Below are 15047 nucleotides of genomic sequence, written 5' to 3' on the forward strand. Positions count from 1 at the left end.
GGGTGCAGCTCCGTTACAACTACCGCGTCTACCCGACGTCGAGTCAGCAGCAAGCGCTGGATCGGGCGTTCGGGTGCGCTCGGGTGGTGTTCAACGACGGCCTGCGCGCACGGCAGCAAGCCCGGGCCGAGGGCCTGCCGTATCTGTCGGACGCCGAGTTGTCCAAGCGGGTCACCGCGGCCAAGGCCACGCCCGAGCGAGCCTGGCTGGGCGAGGTTTCCTCGGTCGTCCTGCAACAAGCTCTGGCCGATCTGAACGTGGCGTACCGCAACTTCTTCGCATCCCTGTCCGGGAAGCGGAAGGGTCGCAAGGTGGCACCGCCGCGGTTCCGCTCGCGCAAGGACAACCGGCAGGCGATCCGGTTCACCGCCAACGCCCGGTTCAAGGTGCTGGACAATGGCCGGCTGCGGCTGCCGAAGATCGGCGACGTCGAGGTGCGCTGGTCCCGGACGTTGCCCTGCGCACCGTCCAGCGTGACGATCATCAAGGACGCAGCGGGCCGATGCTTCGCCTCGTTCGTCGTGCAGAGCACCGACGAGGCGTTGCCGCCCTCGGATTCCGAGGTGGGCATCGACCTGGGGTTGACCCACTTCGCGGTGCTGTCGGACGGTACGAAGGTGGCCGCCCCGAAGTTCCTGCGCCGCGCGGCCCGCAAGCTGCGCCCGCTGCAGCAAGACCTGTCCCGCAAGACCAAGGGGTCGAACAACCGCAAGAAGGCTGTCGTGAAGGTCGCCCGCGCTCATGCGCGAGTCACCGACACCCGGCGCGACTGGCAGCACAAGCTCTCGACACAGATCATCCGCGACAACCAAGCGGTGTACGTCGAGGACCTGTGCGTCGTCGGTCTCGGCCGGAGCAGGCTGGCGAAGTCCGTGCACGACGCCGGTTGGGCAGCGTTCACGGGCATGTTGGAGTACAAAGCCGCCCGGTACGGGCGCACCTTCGCAAAGATCGACCGGTTCGCGCCCACGTCGCAGACGTGCTCGGCGTGCGGCCGGCTCGACGGCCCCAAGCCGCTGAACGTCCGATCGTGGACCTGTCCATGCGGGGCCGTCCACGACCGAGACGTCAACGCGGCGATCAACGTGTTGGCCCAGGGACGCTGGGACAACTCAAACGCCTGTGGAGCGCAGGTAAGACCAGCACCCGTGCCGGCACCGCGCGAGGAAGCAGGAATCCGCCCGGACGCCGCGTGTTCCACGCGCAGCGTGGAGGGAATCTCCGCCCTTTAGGGCGGAGAGATCGTCAAGACCGGCTGCCCTACTTCTACCACCGACCAGTACGAGCTGGGCATGGAGTACACCGGCCACGCCCCGCCCGGCTCCTACGACCGGGTCGTCGTCCGCGGCGAGCTCACCAGCGGCGAATTCATCGCGTTCTGGACCGCGCAGGGGCGGGTGCTGGCGGGCATGAACGTCAACGTCTGGGAGGTGACCGGCCCGATCGGGCAGCTGATCCGCTCCCGCCGGCCTGTCGACCTCGACCGCCTGGCCGATCCCACCGTCGCCCTCGACAGTCTGATCCGTCAGGGGTGAGCGGACCCCGGCGAGCGGTCGGCGGCGGGTTCACCGCCGGTAGGTGTAGCAGCGACCCGAAGGGGTACCCGCGCCCGACACATCCCGCCAGCCAGGGTGGTCGCGGTGCCCGTGCCGATGGAGGAACTGTGACCGGGTTGCGTACTGACCTGTACGAGCTGCGGATGGCGGCCAGCTACCTGCGCCGGGACATGGTGGAGCACGCCACGTTCAGCCTGTTCGTCCGCCGCCTACCGCCGCAGCGTGGCTTCCTGGTGGCCGCCGGGCTGGCCGAGGCGCTGGCGTTCCTGGAGAGCTTCGCGTTCGACGAGGGCGAACTCGGCTATCTGCGCGACACCGTCGGGCTCGACGAAGCGACGCTGACAGCGCTCGCGGGGCTGCGGTTCACCGGTGACGTGTGGGCCGTACCGGAGGGCCGGGTGGTGTTCGCCGACGAACCGCTGCTGGAGGTCACCGCGCCGATCGCCGAGGCGCAGCTGGTGGAGACCGGCGTGCTGAATCTGGTCACCTTCCACACCACGGTGGCCAGCAAGGCCGCCCGCTGCCGCCTCGCCGCCGGCGACGCGCAGTTGGTCGACTTCGCGTTCCGCCGCACGCACGGGATCGAGGCCGGGGCGGGCGTGGCGCGGGCGTCCGCGATCGCCGGCTTCGCCGCGACCAGCGACGTCGAGGCCGCTCGACGCTACGGGCTGCTGCCGTCCGGGACGATGGCCCACTCGTACGTCGAGGCGTTTCCCGACGAGCGCGCCGCGTTCCGCGCGTTCGCGACCGACTTCCCGACGAACCCGGTGTTCCTCGTCGACACCTACGACACGCCCGCCGGAGTACGCGCCGCCGTCGAGGTCATCGCGGAGCTGGGACTGACCGGCCCGGTGGGCGTGCGGCTCGACTCCGGAGACCTCGCCGCGCTGGCCGTGCAGACCCGCGCGATCCTCGACGAGGCCGGGCTGACCCGGGCCCAGATCGTGGCCAGCGGCAGCCTCGACGAGGACGCCATCGCGGCGCTCGTCGCCGCGGGCGCGCCGATCGACGCGTACGGCGTCGGCACCCGCATGGGCGTCTCCTTCGACGCGCCGTCCCTGGACAGCGCCTACAAGCTGGTGGCCGTCGGCGACCGGCCGGTGCTCAAGCTGTCGCCCGGCAAGGCCACCCTGCCCGGTCCCAAGCAGGTCTTCCGCGATCCCACCGGTGCCGACGGCGACGTGGTGGGGCTGCGCGACGAACCCCCGTCGGGCGACCGCGAACCGCTGCTCGTGCCGGTCATGCGCGGCGGCCGTCGCCTGGCCGCCGCCGACCCGGCCGGTGAGGTACGCGCCGCGCGCGGCCGGTTCGACGCGGACCTCGCCTGGCTGCCGGAGCCGGCGCGTCGGCTGGCGGGCCCGGCGCCGCTCACCGCCAGCGTCAGCCCGGCCCTCGCCGCGCTGCACGAGCGGGTGGCCGCGCAGGTGGCGCGGGGCGGGACCTACTGACAGCCGGGCCGCTCACGCTGTGGCGCCCTGCGCCAGTGGCACCCTCCGGGCTGGCGCGTCGGCGCCAGCCCGGAGCAACATCGCCTTACCGCAGGGCCAGCACGGCCAGGTAGCCGAGGTGGTCCGAAGCCCACCGGCCGTCGGGGGTCTGCCGCTCGTTGCCGAAGATGAGGGCCGAGACGGGTACGACCTCCCCCCGGAACAGGACCATGTCGATCCGGTGCTCGACGGCGTCGGCGGGCTGGTTCAGGTCGTCGCCCAGACCCGCGGTGTAGCCGGGTTCATCAGGGTGCAGGATCTCCCACGTGTCCCGCATCCCCCCGGCCACGAGAGCCGCGTAGGCGAGCCGGTTCTCGGCGACGGGCAGGTCGGGTCCCGTGTTGAGGTCACCGGCGAGGATGACGTCACCCGGCGCGATGGCCAGCGGCCCGGCCAGCAGTTCGCGCGCCTGCAGCACCCGGACACCGGGGTGGAAGGCCTCCAGGTGGGTGTTCACGAACCGGAACGACCGTTGCCCGTGCACCACGTCCACCGCGGTCCAACCGCGGGTGCTGGTCACGGTCCCGCCCGTTGCCGCAAGCGTGAAGGTGAGGTTGTTGGCGAAGGTGCCGGACGAGGAGTCGGTCACCTTCACCCGGCCGCCGTGGCGCACCAGGATGACGTCGCGCATCGTGAGCCGTACGTCCAGGAAGTGCGGCGCGCCCGCCGGCGCCTCCAGATCCGCCTCAGCCTGTACGACGGCGACGTCGTACGGGTGACCGGATCGGCTCAGCTCGCCCATGAGCAGCGCCAGGTAGTCGTACCGGATCTCGGTGGCGGGTGCGGGGTCAGCGAAGGTGCCGGTGCGCCACAGGGCGACCTCCTGCAGGCCGACCAGGTCCGGCTTGTTCTCGGTGATCTCCCGAGCGAGCAGCTTCGCCCGGGCCGGAAAATTGACCAGGCCGACGTGGCTGAACAGCGCGGAGTTCGCGGCCAGGAACGCGCCCGTGGTCGGCGCGCCGATGGACGGCGTCAGATCGCCGCCCAGGAACAGGTTCCGGGTCATCACGGTGACTTTGGACTGTCCCTGGGCATGAACGGGCGCGCCGAAAATGCCGAGGCTGAGAAGTGCGATGGCGGCGGCGAGGGTAACTCTCGCCGCTCGCCAGCGGGAGGTGGTGGGTGTCGGGAGCATCCTCTTCGATCCTCTCTCCCGGCGACTACGCCGGCGTCGGACGTGAGATCGATCCGGTGGTGCGAGGTGGGGACGCGCACGGGGGCGTCGCGGTGCGTGCACGCTATCGCCGCGCGGACGGTCGGGGATAGGCGTGGATATCGGCGGTTCGGCCCCACCCGCCAACCGGTACGGGTACTCGACGCTGACGTCGGCATCCGCGTCGGGCCGGCGGACGCCGGTCAGGGCGGGCGGCTGTCGGGAGCGGAGCCGGGTCCGGTCGGGTGCCTTCCTGCACCGGCGGCGACGCCTCGGCTCGTCAGTCGGGCAGGCAGGTCCCGTCGGGCAGGAGGCCGACGATCTCATCGCCGCCCATACCGCCCGGCACCTGCTCGAGGTAGCCGACGACGCAGACGTCATCGAGGCGAGCCGCGTAGAGCAGCGCGCCCACATGACCTGGATCGCCCGGACGAGCCAGCCGTGCCGTGCTCGCCGAGGCCTCCGTCCGGTCCAGCCACAGCCGAGCCGCGTCGACATCGTGCTGCGTCGGTTCGTGCGACGCCGGCCGACGGGCACATTCGGGCTGGCTGCCGGTCATGCACCAGCCGGCGTGCGACGCGGCGAGGCGAATGGCCCCGGCCCGGTCCCTGACCGCCGTCCGCTGCCCCTCGGTCACCGGTGCGCGGCGCGGGTCCAGGGCCGCGGGCGGACCGCACTCCTTGGGAGGGCCCGGGTCCACGCCGAACACGGGGCAGCCGTAGCCGATCGGCCGCTTCCCACCCGCGGCCGGAACGGGTTCGCCGACGAACCACCTGACACCCGCGGTGGCGGCCACGACGGCGACGACCGCCCCACACAGGAGCAGGACCAGCCGGGTACGGCCCAGCCACCGCCGACCCGAACCGTCCTCGCCGGCGGGTAGATCATCATCATCGCGCACGACCTGCATCGTAGAAGTCGATCGATCAGCGTGTAGGAACTGGACGTGACGAATACGTCCCGCTACCCGGTGCGTCGACCGTCGTTGGGCTCTGGAGCGATGACAGCACGCAGAGCGGCGACCATGGGCGGGGGACCCAGTGAGGGATGATCGGGCTGAGTCGGACGACCCGCGCGAACGTCCGATGGCGGAGCCGGGCGCCGCCGAGGCGTACGAGGCCGCCCGGATCGCGTTCGAGCTGGGCCAGACGGCGCGGGAGCTGCGGTCGCGCGCCGGTCGCATGGCTCTCCGCCGGCGCGCGTCCCGCCCCTGAACACCTGGTGCCGGGAGACATGTTGGGGGAACCTCAACGGGCCGGCGGACGTCGAAGGGGCGCGGAGGTGAGCGGGGATGGCCGAACGGCGCTGGCTGGTGTGGGTGACCGCAGTGGCCGTCCTCGGTGGCTGCGGGACCGGCAGCGGCCCCGGCGGGGATGACCTGGACCAGTTGCGGCTGCAGGCGCGCGACGCCCTGACCCGGTATGACGAGGCGGTCCTCGCCGCCGGTGGGGCGCAAGCCTTCGTGCCGGTCGGGGAGCTGACCGGCCAGCTCGGCGACTGGGAACAGGCGAACGGCGACAACAACAAGCAGGCGTTGCTGACCGGGCGGGTCGTCCCCGCCACGGCGCTGCCCGCCCTCGGGCAACCGACGGGAAAGGTGGTCTGGGAGAACGGCACGACCCAACCCGTTCCCCTGACGTCGGCCGAGGAGGCACTCGCCCAGCTGAGCGGGGCGGGCGCCGGGGACTGCTCCGGGTGCGTACCCCTGGAGGTCACCGCCGCGCGCCTGACCACGGTGCGGATTACCACCACGCGCGGCCCGGCGGCGGTCCCGGCCTGGGAATACACCCTCAAGGGTACGGCGGTGCGGCTGACCCGGGTCGCGGTCGCCAGCGCGGGTGCCGTCGTGGTGACGCCACCGGCCTGGGGTCCCGAGTACCCGCACGGCGGGTTGGCGATCGAGTCGGCGACCGGGAGCACGACGAGCCGGCGGCTGACCGTGGCCTTCACCGGCTACCCGGCCCCCGGAAGCCAGGCGTGCGGCGCCGACTACAGCGCGGAGGCCGTCGAGTCGGCCAACGCCGTCGTCGTGATCGTCATCGAGCACCGCCACGCCGGCGGCGAGTCGTGCGGGGACATCGGAGCACGTCGCACCGCCACCGCCGAGCTGGCACGACCGTTGGGGGAGCGGGCGGTGCTCGAGGTGCAGCAGGGCCTGCCGGTCGCGCTGACGATCACCGGCTGACCCGACCGGCTACGTGAGTGAGACCTGGACGGCGACGTCACGCTTCGGGTAGTGCTGGTCCACCTGATCCGAGCCGTACTTCTCGCGGAACATCTCCACCACGTGATCGACCCGGTCCGGTTCGGTGATCGGTGTCGCGGTCGAGCTCACCGCCGTCCCGTTGACGGCCAGCTGCACGAACGGTGTCTGCCGTACGTTCTTGTACCAGTCGCTGTCCGAGCCGGTTATCGGGACCAGGAAGGCGCTCTCCTCCTCCTGGACGAACCAGACGGGGTGGGTGATCTGCCGTCCGGTCTTTCGGCCGGTCACGGTCAGCTCGATCTCGCTGACGCCCTCAAGCGCTTCCCTGACGGCCTTGGTCACGGTGTCCTCCGTCAACGTCTCGAAGTGCTCCCGCCTGCCAGGCTATGGACGTTCGCGCCGGCCCGTTGCGAGATCCGCGAATCAGGTCGGCCCGGAGCCGCTGTGACGGACCCATACTGAAGGACGTGGATGGTGTGCTCGACTGGGCGTGGCGACTCGATGTCGGCCAGGTGGTCGGGCTCGCTCTGCTCGAGAACGTGATCCTCTTCCTGATCGCCGTCGGCGCCGGCAACGCCATGCTGCGGCTGCCGACGGTTGTCCGGCTACTGCCGGACCCCGGCCGGATCAGCCGGCTGCAGGTGTGGCTCGCCGGTGGGGCGATCCTGATGAACTCCCTCGTCACCGTCGCCGGCTGCGCGCTGTGGAAGGCCGGGATCATCCACCTGAACGCGGACCCGGGCCTCCGCGCCGTGGCTGATTTCGTCCTGCTGCTCCTGCTGATGGACCTGCTGATGTACGCCGGTCACGCGGTCGCGCACCGGCCCCGGCTCTTCCCGCTGGCCCACGCGCTGCACCACCGCTTCGTCGACGCCCAACCCGCCACGCTGTACGCGCTGCACCCGCTGGAGATCCTCGGATTCGGCGGGCTCTGGCTGGCGGCGCTCGCCGCACACGCGTTCTCGGTCTGGGCGATCGTCGCCTACACCATGGTGAACCTCGTCTTCGGGATCTTTGGCCACCTGGGCGTGGAGGTGCTCCCGCCGGCGGCCCGGCGCAGCCGGGTGTTCCGCTGGGTTGCCACCCCGACGCTGCACGCGGGGCACCACGTCGAGCCGTCGGTCAACCTCGGCTTCTACACGTCGATCTGGGATCGGCTCTTCGGCACCCTCGCCCCCGACTACGACCAGCGCCGCCTGTCACCCGAGCCTGAGCCGTACGCCCTGGTGGCCTGATCCGGTTCCGTCTTCTCCGGCCATGGTGGGCGGCAAGGCCGGCCGGCGTCCGGACCGCGCCGGCAGGAAAGAGCCGGTGTACGGGTATCGACCAGCTACGGGCTGACACGCCCCGCGTCTTCGCGCGTCCGAAAAGGATTGCCTGCCGTCGGTAGGATGCACACGGGGTAGCGGAGGCTGCCCAGCGGAGTGACGGGCGGGCGCCCAGCGGTGCCCCACGCCTCAGATGTCGGTGGTGCCGAACAAACGGGGGAAACCATGTTCGAGCGGCTGGGCAGATTCGTGGTACGCAGGGCCTGGTGGGTGATTGCCGGCTGGGTGCTCGCGGCAGTCGCCATCGTCGTCACCACGCCGTCGCTGAGCGACATCACCTCCGCCGACCAGGGCAGCTTCCTGCCCCGCTCCTACGAGTCGGTGCAGGCCATCGAACTCGCCAAGAAGGCGTTTCCGCAGCAGGCCACGGCGACAGCGACCGTCGTGGTCAAGCGCGCCGACGGGCAGCCGCTCACGCCGGCCGACGAGGCGAAGGTGGGCCAGCTCGCCCAGTCGCTCAAGGCCAAGAACATCTCGCACACGTCCGGCTACCTGACCGGCCCGCAGGCCGTGGCGCCGGACAAGTCGGTGCAGGTGGTGAACGTCGGGCTCGACGCGGTCGCCCCGGACGACCCGGCGCTGCTCGACGCCGTACGCGATCTGCGGGAGGCCATCGGTCCGGAGCTGGCGGGCAGCGGGCTGACCGCGGGCGTGGCCGGCGACGTGGCGAGCTTCGTCGACAACGAGGACACCTTCAACCAGGCCTTTGCCGTGGTCGGCATCGCGACGATCATCCTGATCATCGGACTGATCCTGATCATCTTCCGCAGCCCCATCGCCGCGCTGCTGCCCGTGGTGGTCATCGGCGTCGTCATGGCCGTCACGAGCGGACTGGTCGCCGCGGCGGGTAAGGCGTTCGACCTCAACGTCAGCCAGGATCTGCAGACGGTGCTGCTGATCGTGCTGTACGGCATCGGCACCGACTACATCCTGTTCCTGCTCTTCCGCTATCGCGAGCGGCTGCGTGCCGGGGACGACAAGCGCACCGCGATGATGGTGTCCGTCGAGCGGGTCGGCGAGGTCATCACGTCGGCCGCGGGAGCGGTCATCGTCGCGTTCCTCGTGCTGCTCCTCGCTTCCCTGGGCTTCTTCGGCTCGCTCGGCCCGGCGCTCGCGATCGCCGTCGGCGTCATGCTGGTCACCTCGCTCACGCTCATCCCGGCGGTCGTCTCGCTGCTCGGCCAGTACGTCTTCTGGCCGTCCAAGGCGTGGCAGCGTACCCCCAAGGCCACCATGGCGCGTCGCCTCGGGACCGCCATCGGTCGCCGCCCGGCGCTCGTCGCGGCGGCATCCGGCGCCCTGCTGGTCGCGCTCGCCGCCGGATCCCTGGCCTACCAGGCCGACTACGACTTCAGCTCCGGATTCCCCCAGGACACCGAGTCGGCGAAGGCCGCCGCGGACCTGCAGCGCGGGTTCGCCGCCGGCGCGCTCGCCCCGACCGAGGTCTACCTGACCACCGACAACGGGTCGCCGCTGACCGAGCAACAGATCAGCGGTTTCGCGGCGGCCGCGGCCGGCGCCCCGGGGGTGGGCCGGGCGCAGCCGCCGGAGCGCAGCAACGACCCGAGTGTGGCCCGGGTCGACCTGCTGCTCGACGAGAGCCCGGTCTCCAACGAGGCGATCACGCTCGTCCGGGACGACCTGCGCGACGCCCTGCACGCGGCGGCTCCGCCCGGCACCCGGGCGGTGGTCGGCGGACCGACCGCGATCTTCGCGGACATCAACTCGGCGAACAACCGCGACCTGTCGGTGATCCTGCCGGTGGCGGCCGGCCTGATCGCGCTCATCCTCGCGCTGCTGCTGCGCAGCCTGGTCGCGCCGATCTACCTCGTGATAGCGGTCCTGCTCAACTTCGCCGCCACGCTGGGCGCGACGGTCTACCTCTTCCAAGGGCTGCAGGACAAGCCCGGGATCACCTTCCAGCTGCCGATCATCCTCTACCTCTTCGTGGTGGCGATCGGGACCGACTACAACATCCTGATGATCGCCCGATTGCGGGAGGAGGCACGGGAGGGCAACGAGCCGCACGAGGCCGCCGCCATCGGCGTGGAACACGCCGGGCCGACGGTTGCGGCGGCGGGGCTGATCCTGGCCGGGACGTTCGGGGTGCTGATGCTCGCGCCGATCTCGTTCCTGCAGCAGATGGGCTTCGCGGTGGCGATCGGCATCGTGCTGTCGGCGTTCGTCATGTCGATGTTCTTCGTCCCGGCGCTGACCGCGCTGATCGGGCACAAGGCGTGGTGGCCGGGGCACGGCGACGAGCGGCCGGCCAGGGGTCGGCATGCCCCGCCGGAGCCGGTGAGCGTGGCGAAGGCGTAGCGCGGTTCGTGCTGGCGCGGCTCACCCGGCGCACGGCGGGACCCGTCAGCGGGTGAGCCGCCGGGGCCGGCCGGGCGGGCCGCCCGGCTTCGGCCGGTAGGCGGGTGGCCCGATGGCGATGGCGAGCATGCAGGCCGCACGGGTGTCGAACGCGTCCGAGACGTCCTGGTCGCAGAACGTCAGGCCGGTGCCGCCGTGACCGAGGGTGAAGGCGGCCAGTTGCAGGCGGCCGGCGGCCACCCCCGCCTCGAACTGGGCGACCCGGTACCCGCGCTCGCCGTACCCGTCGAGCACCTGCTCGAGATCGGCGCAGGCGAAGTCGGTGTACGCCGAGTCCCCGCCGAGCGGCTGGTCGAGGCAGAGCGCCTGGCTCAACGTTCGTACCTCGGGCTCCGGTGCCGGCCGGCGCAGTTGCGGCGGGCCGTCGACCTGCTGGTACAGGCCCGGCTCCGTGCCGTGCACCGCGTGGACCGCGACCTCGTGGGAGAGCAGGGTGCGCCCGGTCGGGATTGCGTCGGCGGGGACCGCTCGGGTCGCCGCAGCCATCGCCCAGTGCAGCAGTTCGGCGGGGGCGACCTGGCGGCGCATGCGCCGGGTGGAGCCGCGGCGCAGGATGACCGACTCGATCGGCTCGCTGCCGGCCGCAACTGGTGCGTCGACGGTGTCGGTGGCGCGTGGCAGGCCCGCTACGGCGGACGCCCGCCAGCCGGTCACATCGTCGCCGGCGGTGAGCTCACCGGCCTGCTGTACCCGGATGACCAGCGGGAAGTCGACCGGCGCGGGGGAGAGCGGCGTCGGCGGGAACTGCGGCGGAGGTGGCTCGATCGGTTCGGCGGCGCCGCTCGCGGTGGGCCGACCGCAGGTGATCACCGCCACCGGGAACTCCGTCACGCCGTCGACGCCGAGCAGGCGAGACACGGCGGCGTCGACGAAGCCCAGCCGTACCCGCACGGGCAGCCCGTGGCCTTCGGCGACGGCGAGCAGATTCGCCAGCATCGTCCCGGCGTCCCAGTAGACGTGCAGCCAGCCCCGTTCGGCGTACTTCCACGCGGTGCGCCACGGGAGGCCGGTGACGACGAGGGCGAGCGGGCTGGCGGCGACGTCCGGGTCGGCGGTGGCGTCGGCCAGCGCCGGGCGGTGGTCCCCGGCCGCGAGTGCCTCCAAGCCGAACACCTCGGGCGCGAAGTGGTACAGCCCGGCGTCGAGCCCGGCCACCTCGCCGGCCACCGCGTACACCTCAAGGGGGTGGAGATTGCCGGCGGAGGCGGCGGCTCGGAACCAGAGGTCGTCCCCGGCGGTTCGGGTGACGCCGGCCGAGAAGAACAGCAGCCGGGCGAGGAGTTCGCCGTCGATGGTCGGGTCGCTGGGCGGTACCCGTCCGGACAGGGTCACCGCGGCCGGCGCCCCGGTCGGCGGCAGGTCGCGGGGGAGTGGGTGCACCGGCGCCCCGAGGTGGCGTTTGAAGGGCTGGGGACGGTTGCTCGGGTCCATCGGGACGAACCCCGGGACCCCCGGCGGCCGGTCGCCGCGACACTGGTTCGTCTGGTGGTGGTAGAGCCGGGTCACCTCGCCGGTGCGCATCCGCCGCACATACCCGCCGGCACCCGCCGTATGCCCGAACGAGCGCGGTGCCGGGCGCCCCACCCGCCGCGCAGCCGTCTCAATTCCGTGCTGCCGCTGGGGGCTACGGCAGGTACACCTCCCAGCCGGAGGTGGTGAGGTCCGGCACCGGAATCCGGTGCCAGTCCCTGGCCCAGCCGGGCGGGGCGGAGTTCCTGACCACCAGGGCGAAGCGTCCGGTCGCCGCGGCCCGCCGCAGCTGCGCGGTGCTCGCGTTGCGGTTGTATCCCCGGTCCTCCAGCGCCCGGCACCCCGCGTAATAGGCGATCGGGATGGCCTCGTGGCCGGAGATCACGCACGGCGGCCGCACCCCGTGCGATCGCAGGGTCTGGACGAGGCGGGTCCAGTCGCCGCGGCTGCGGACCTGCTCCGCCACGACGTGGTGCAGGATGCCGGCCTGGATGGCGAGGTGGCCGGCGAAGCCCAACGCCACCACGGCGGCGACGACCCGCCGCCGCTGACCGACGGTCGTGGAGAACAAGGCGGCGAGCCCGGGGATGGCGCAAACCAGAGCAAGGGCGTAGGTCGGCAGCAGGAACCGGGGTGCGGAGTATCCGATCAGGAACAGGTAGGGAAAGGCCACGGCGGCGGCGACCACCAATGGCAGCCACGCCGTCCGTGCCATGCCCGCCCGGTGGGCCGCCCGGACCGCCAGTGGCACCAGCACCGCCAGCGCCAGCCACCACAGCACCGCCGGCCACCGCACGGGGCTGCCGCACGGGCGGCACAGGATCGGCCCGTCCAGGGTGCTGATCACGTGCCCGAGGGAGAACTGCAGCTTCGTGCCGCCCTGCACGTGACCGGCCTGACGGATGCGCTCCAGGAGCCCGCCGTAGCGCAGCTCGGCCTCGACCGCCCACGGTGCGCCGCCGAGCACGAGGCCTGCGACCACTGCCGCGGTCAGCCGCCACCGCCGGAACGCGGGCACCGCGACGGTGGCGGCGAGCAGCGGGAGCCCGAGCCAGAAGGCGTCAGCCGGACGCATCAGGGCGGCCACGGCGAGGGCGGCGACGAGCCCGAGGTACGCCCCGGGCCGGGCCGGCTGGGCCACGACCAGCAGGAAACACCCGACCGCTGCCACCGCCGCCATCGCCGTGTAGTGGTTGGGCATTGCGGCGTTCGCGTAGAACAGGGCGGTCCAGAGGCTCGCGTACAGCCCGGCGGCGATCGCGGTGGCGCCGGGCCGCCGGGACACCCGCGACCACACCCAGAACGCCAGCCCGAGCGACGCCGCCGCGGTGACGGTGAGGAACAGCCGGAGTACGACGGTGGAATCGAGCCAGGACGCCACGGGCCACACCAGCAGGGTCACGCCCCGGGCGCGCGGTGCGCTCATGAACGCCGGCGGCGCATGGTTGCCGTGCTGGCTCACATAGACGACCTCGTCCCAGCCGAGGTCGAGACCGGCCGGCACCGCGACCAGCGACGCGGCGGCGAAGATCACGCACACCGCGACCAGGGGTCGCGCGCCGGACCGGGATGTCACGGATGGGGAGAGCACCGACACCTCGCTCGACGAGTCACGCCAGGCCGCGCCCAGCGAGGAGGGTGGGGATTGTTCGAGCAGTCCTCACTTTAGTGGGAAACCGGACTTACTGGGTCTTCTCCGTGAATCTTGATTTTCTCCGCGAATCGACCATCGGTCAGACCTTGATCGGTCCGTAACCCCGGTGAGCTGCTCGGGGAGGCCGATGCCGAGCGGTGCACGGCGCTCTCGGGCGTCACGTGATCAAGGGCCGCAAACAGCCAGTACGTCCCCGACCGGAGACCGGCGACGCGCTGCGCCCGACTCGCCGCCGGCCCGTTGACACTGTCGTGGACCGGCATCGCGCTGAGATTCTGTGCCCGCGTTCGGGGCGAAGGGATCTTGGGTCGCCTATAAAGCTGCGGTCATCGTTCCACGGGTAGCAATCGGGCGTGTGCCCGTTGCGCGGCGCGGAGTGCGGAGAGCTGGCCGTGGAACGAGCTATGGCGGTTCTGGTCGAGGTTGAGCGGCAACACGCACGAAAGGATCAGTTCCTCCTCAAGCTTCCACGGCTGATCCGTCGCGGTCCACACGACCTGGGCATGTTCGGCCATCCAGGCGGTGAGCCGTTCCTCGCCATCTCGGCCAAACGTCAGCCGATTGCCGCTACCGACCCGCCGTAGGCCAATCCCAAGCTCGCCGGCAAGGAGCGAGCCAAGCGTCAGGCGCAGCGTCGACCCGGCCGCGTTGCCCCGGTAGTGATAGCGAATCCGGCTGCGGATCGTCTGCCGGCTCGGAGGGCGTCCGTTGCCCGGTGGCGCCTTCGGCGAGATGCCCACGTAGAGCAGCACCGCCCCATCCTGCATATGGCACCCGGCAACCGGTACCAGGGGTGGCGGTGGCGTGAAGTACCAGGCGTAGACACCGGGAGCCGCAGGTATCGGGCAGTCTCGTCCGCGCACTTCCGCAGCCCGGTAGAGCCGGGAGGGGCGAAGCAATGCCTCCTCTGGACCCACTAGCGCTCCTCGTCTGTGCTGCTCGGAGTGCAGCGATGTGCGGTAGGCGAGGTGGCCCCAGGCGGTTCCGTGTTCCGCGGCCATTCGCACCGTGCCCACCTGCCATCCTGTGGCTGTGTCGAACACTTCAAGATGCTCGCCGATCCAGATGCCCCCTGCGTCGAAGAGGACGTAGTGGTTAGGGCAGAGGCAGAGGATGTTGCCGAAGGAATCGGGACCGTTGTGGGGGGCGGACGTGCGCGACCTCCGCGTAGGGGCCGGCTGGGGTTTCAAATCTGATGTCGCAGAGCTGGCAGCGGTAGTCGTAGAGCTGCTTGACCTTGAGCGCGAGGGCGGTGCTGCGCACGAGACGCTGGATCACCGCCCGGACCTGGGGTGCTGGTCCCTGGCCGGTGGCCGGTCGACGTTGTCGAGGCTGACGAGTCGGAATCTCCAGATACGGAAGCCGTCTTTGCCGTCCGTGTGCCAGTGATCGACTACTCGGAAGAGTCCGTCATAGCGGAAGCCTGTCGATGGCGAGAAGGCTGGGTCCCCGCCGGCGCCGCGGATGACGCGTACGGGGTTGCCCTCAATCTGGTTGCGGGCTAGGCCGGCGTTGCCGAGGGTGAGTTCCTGGTGAGCGACTTGCCGCTTGGTGGAGGGATCGTTGCCTCCTTGCCCGGTGTACACGATCTCGTCGCCGTAGTCTTCATCGTCGAAGTAGCCCCCTGACACGACGATGGACTCGGCGCCATCCTTGCCCCCGCAGATCCCACCCTGAAGCGGTCGGTGGACCTTTGAGGCGGCCAGTTGTGCTCGGTTGGGAAACGTCGACCCAACGGGATAGCTCGAGATCTCTCCGTACGTCCGCCCACTCATGCCGGCACCGTAAACCATACGGCCAACAAGATCGATAGG

At 71.3% G+C, this 15047-nt stretch carries 14 protein-coding genes; 7 read left to right on the forward strand and 7 right to left on the reverse strand.

All coding sequences use genetic code 11. The features are described from left to right. The first annotated feature begins 2 nt into the window (after window positions 1–2). From V6U89_RS00285 to V6U89_RS00295, 3 genes are all read left to right on the forward strand, one after another. Window positions 3–1232 carry an RNA-guided endonuclease InsQ/TnpB family protein gene (locus V6U89_RS00285; RefSeq protein ID WP_334568524.1) on the forward strand — a complete coding sequence of 410 codons (1230 nt, stop codon included), beginning with the start codon at window positions 3–5 and terminating at the stop codon, window positions 1230–1232. A 60-nt stretch (window positions 1233–1292) separates the two neighbouring features. Then, a complete protein-coding gene (locus V6U89_RS00290; protein ID WP_334568525.1) occupies window positions 1293–1535 on the forward strand; it encodes an oxidoreductase C-terminal domain-containing protein in 243 nt (80 codons plus the stop codon). Between the two features lie 128 nt (window positions 1536–1663). Beyond that, a complete protein-coding gene (locus tag V6U89_RS00295; RefSeq protein ID WP_334568526.1) occupies window positions 1664–3004 on the forward strand; it encodes a nicotinate phosphoribosyltransferase in 1341 nt (446 codons plus the stop codon). Window positions 3005–3089: 85 nt separating this feature from the next. Here the strand turns inward: V6U89_RS00295 and V6U89_RS00300 are convergent, their stop codons facing one another. Beyond that, entirely contained in the window at window positions 3090–4049 is a 960-nt protein-coding gene (locus V6U89_RS00300) for an endonuclease/exonuclease/phosphatase family protein (RefSeq protein WP_334568527.1), read from the reverse strand. Between the two features lie 427 nt (window positions 4050–4476). Next, a complete protein-coding gene (locus V6U89_RS00305; protein WP_334568528.1) occupies window positions 4477–4992 on the reverse strand; it encodes a hypothetical protein in 516 nt (171 codons plus the stop codon). A gap of 289 nt (window positions 4993–5281) precedes the next feature. On the opposite strand from V6U89_RS00305, the gene V6U89_RS00310 reads away from it, so the two are divergent. Then, window positions 5282–5410 carry a hypothetical protein gene (locus V6U89_RS00310; protein ID WP_334568529.1) on the forward strand — a complete coding sequence of 43 codons (129 nt, stop codon included), beginning with the start codon at window positions 5282–5284 and terminating at the stop codon, window positions 5408–5410. A gap of 77 nt (window positions 5411–5487) precedes the next feature. Continuing rightward, window positions 5488–6381: a hypothetical protein gene (locus tag V6U89_RS00315; RefSeq protein ID WP_334568530.1), complete on the forward strand. Its 894-nt coding sequence runs from the start codon at window positions 5488–5490 to the stop codon at window positions 6379–6381. A 9-nt stretch (window positions 6382–6390) separates the two neighbouring features. Here V6U89_RS00315 and V6U89_RS00320 read toward each other — a convergent pair whose 3' ends face one another. Further along, on the reverse strand, window positions 6391–6744 hold the full coding sequence (locus V6U89_RS00320) for a nitroreductase/quinone reductase family protein (protein WP_210776675.1): 354 nt from the start codon (window positions 6742–6744) through the stop codon (window positions 6391–6393). Between the two features lie 125 nt (window positions 6745–6869). Here V6U89_RS00320 and V6U89_RS00325 point away from each other — a divergent pair, with 125 nt between their 5' ends. Both V6U89_RS00325 and V6U89_RS00330 read left to right on the forward strand, forming a co-directional pair. Further along, entirely contained in the window at window positions 6870–7637 is a 768-nt protein-coding gene (locus V6U89_RS00325; protein ID WP_334568531.1) for a sterol desaturase family protein, read from the forward strand. A 258-nt stretch (window positions 7638–7895) separates the two neighbouring features. Beyond that, a complete protein-coding gene (locus tag V6U89_RS00330) occupies window positions 7896–10049 on the forward strand; it encodes an MMPL family transporter (protein WP_334568532.1) in 2154 nt (717 codons plus the stop codon). 45 nt (window positions 10050–10094) lie between these two features. On the opposite strand, the gene V6U89_RS00335 is transcribed toward V6U89_RS00330, so the two are convergent. From V6U89_RS00335 to V6U89_RS00350, 4 genes are all read right to left on the reverse strand, one after another. Continuing rightward, a complete protein-coding gene (locus V6U89_RS00335) occupies window positions 10095–11630 on the reverse strand; it encodes a SagB family peptide dehydrogenase (protein ID WP_334568533.1) in 1536 nt (511 codons plus the stop codon). A 103-nt stretch (window positions 11631–11733) separates the two neighbouring features. Next, window positions 11734–13155: a hypothetical protein gene (locus tag V6U89_RS00340; RefSeq protein WP_334568534.1), complete on the reverse strand. Its 1422-nt coding sequence runs from the start codon at window positions 13153–13155 to the stop codon at window positions 11734–11736. Between the two features lie 404 nt (window positions 13156–13559). Continuing rightward, window positions 13560–14234, reverse strand: a complete 675-nt coding sequence (locus V6U89_RS00345; RefSeq protein ID WP_334568977.1) for a GIY-YIG nuclease family protein — start codon at window positions 14232–14234, stop codon at window positions 13560–13562. Between the two features lie 273 nt (window positions 14235–14507). Continuing rightward, window positions 14508–15008, reverse strand: coding sequence for a YDG/SRA domain-containing protein (locus V6U89_RS00350; RefSeq protein WP_334568535.1), 501 nt, complete (start codon window positions 15006–15008; stop codon window positions 14508–14510). Window positions 15009–15047 lie beyond the last annotated feature (39 nt).

Origin of the sequence: Micromonospora sp. CPCC 206171 (assembly GCF_036906755.1) — a bacterium.
GTDB lineage: Bacteria > Actinomycetota > Actinomycetes > Mycobacteriales > Micromonosporaceae > Micromonospora > Micromonospora purpureochromogenes.

What these genes read in the sequence shown, in the direction of transcription:
- V6U89_RS00290 (WP_334568525.1), top strand. Translation starts at nt 1,293, where the DNA reads ATGGAGTACACCGGCCACGCCCCGCCCGGCTCCTACGACCGGGTCGTC.
- V6U89_RS00315 (WP_334568530.1), top strand. Translation starts at nt 5,488, where the DNA reads ATGGCCGAACGGCGCTGGCTGGTGTGGGTGACCGCAGTGGCCGTCCTC.
- V6U89_RS00310 (WP_334568529.1), top strand. Translation starts at nt 5,282, where the DNA reads ATGGCGGAGCCGGGCGCCGCCGAGGCGTACGAGGCCGCCCGGATCGCG.
- V6U89_RS00335 (WP_334568533.1), bottom strand. Translation starts at nt 11,630, where the DNA reads ATGCGCACCGGCGAGGTGACCCGGCTCTACCACCACCAGACGAACCAG.
- V6U89_RS00330 (WP_334568532.1), top strand. Translation starts at nt 7,896, where the DNA reads ATGTTCGAGCGGCTGGGCAGATTCGTGGTACGCAGGGCCTGGTGGGTG.
- V6U89_RS00345 (WP_334568977.1), bottom strand. Translation starts at nt 14,234, where the DNA reads ATGGCCGCGGAACACGGAACCGCCTGGGGCCACCTCGCCTACCGCACA.
- V6U89_RS00300 (WP_334568527.1), bottom strand. Translation starts at nt 4,049, where the DNA reads ATGACCCGGAACCTGTTCCTGGGCGGCGATCTGACGCCGTCCATCGGC.
- V6U89_RS00350 (WP_334568535.1), bottom strand. Translation starts at nt 15,008, where the DNA reads ATGAGTGGGCGGACGTACGGAGAGATCTCGAGCTATCCCGTTGGGTCG.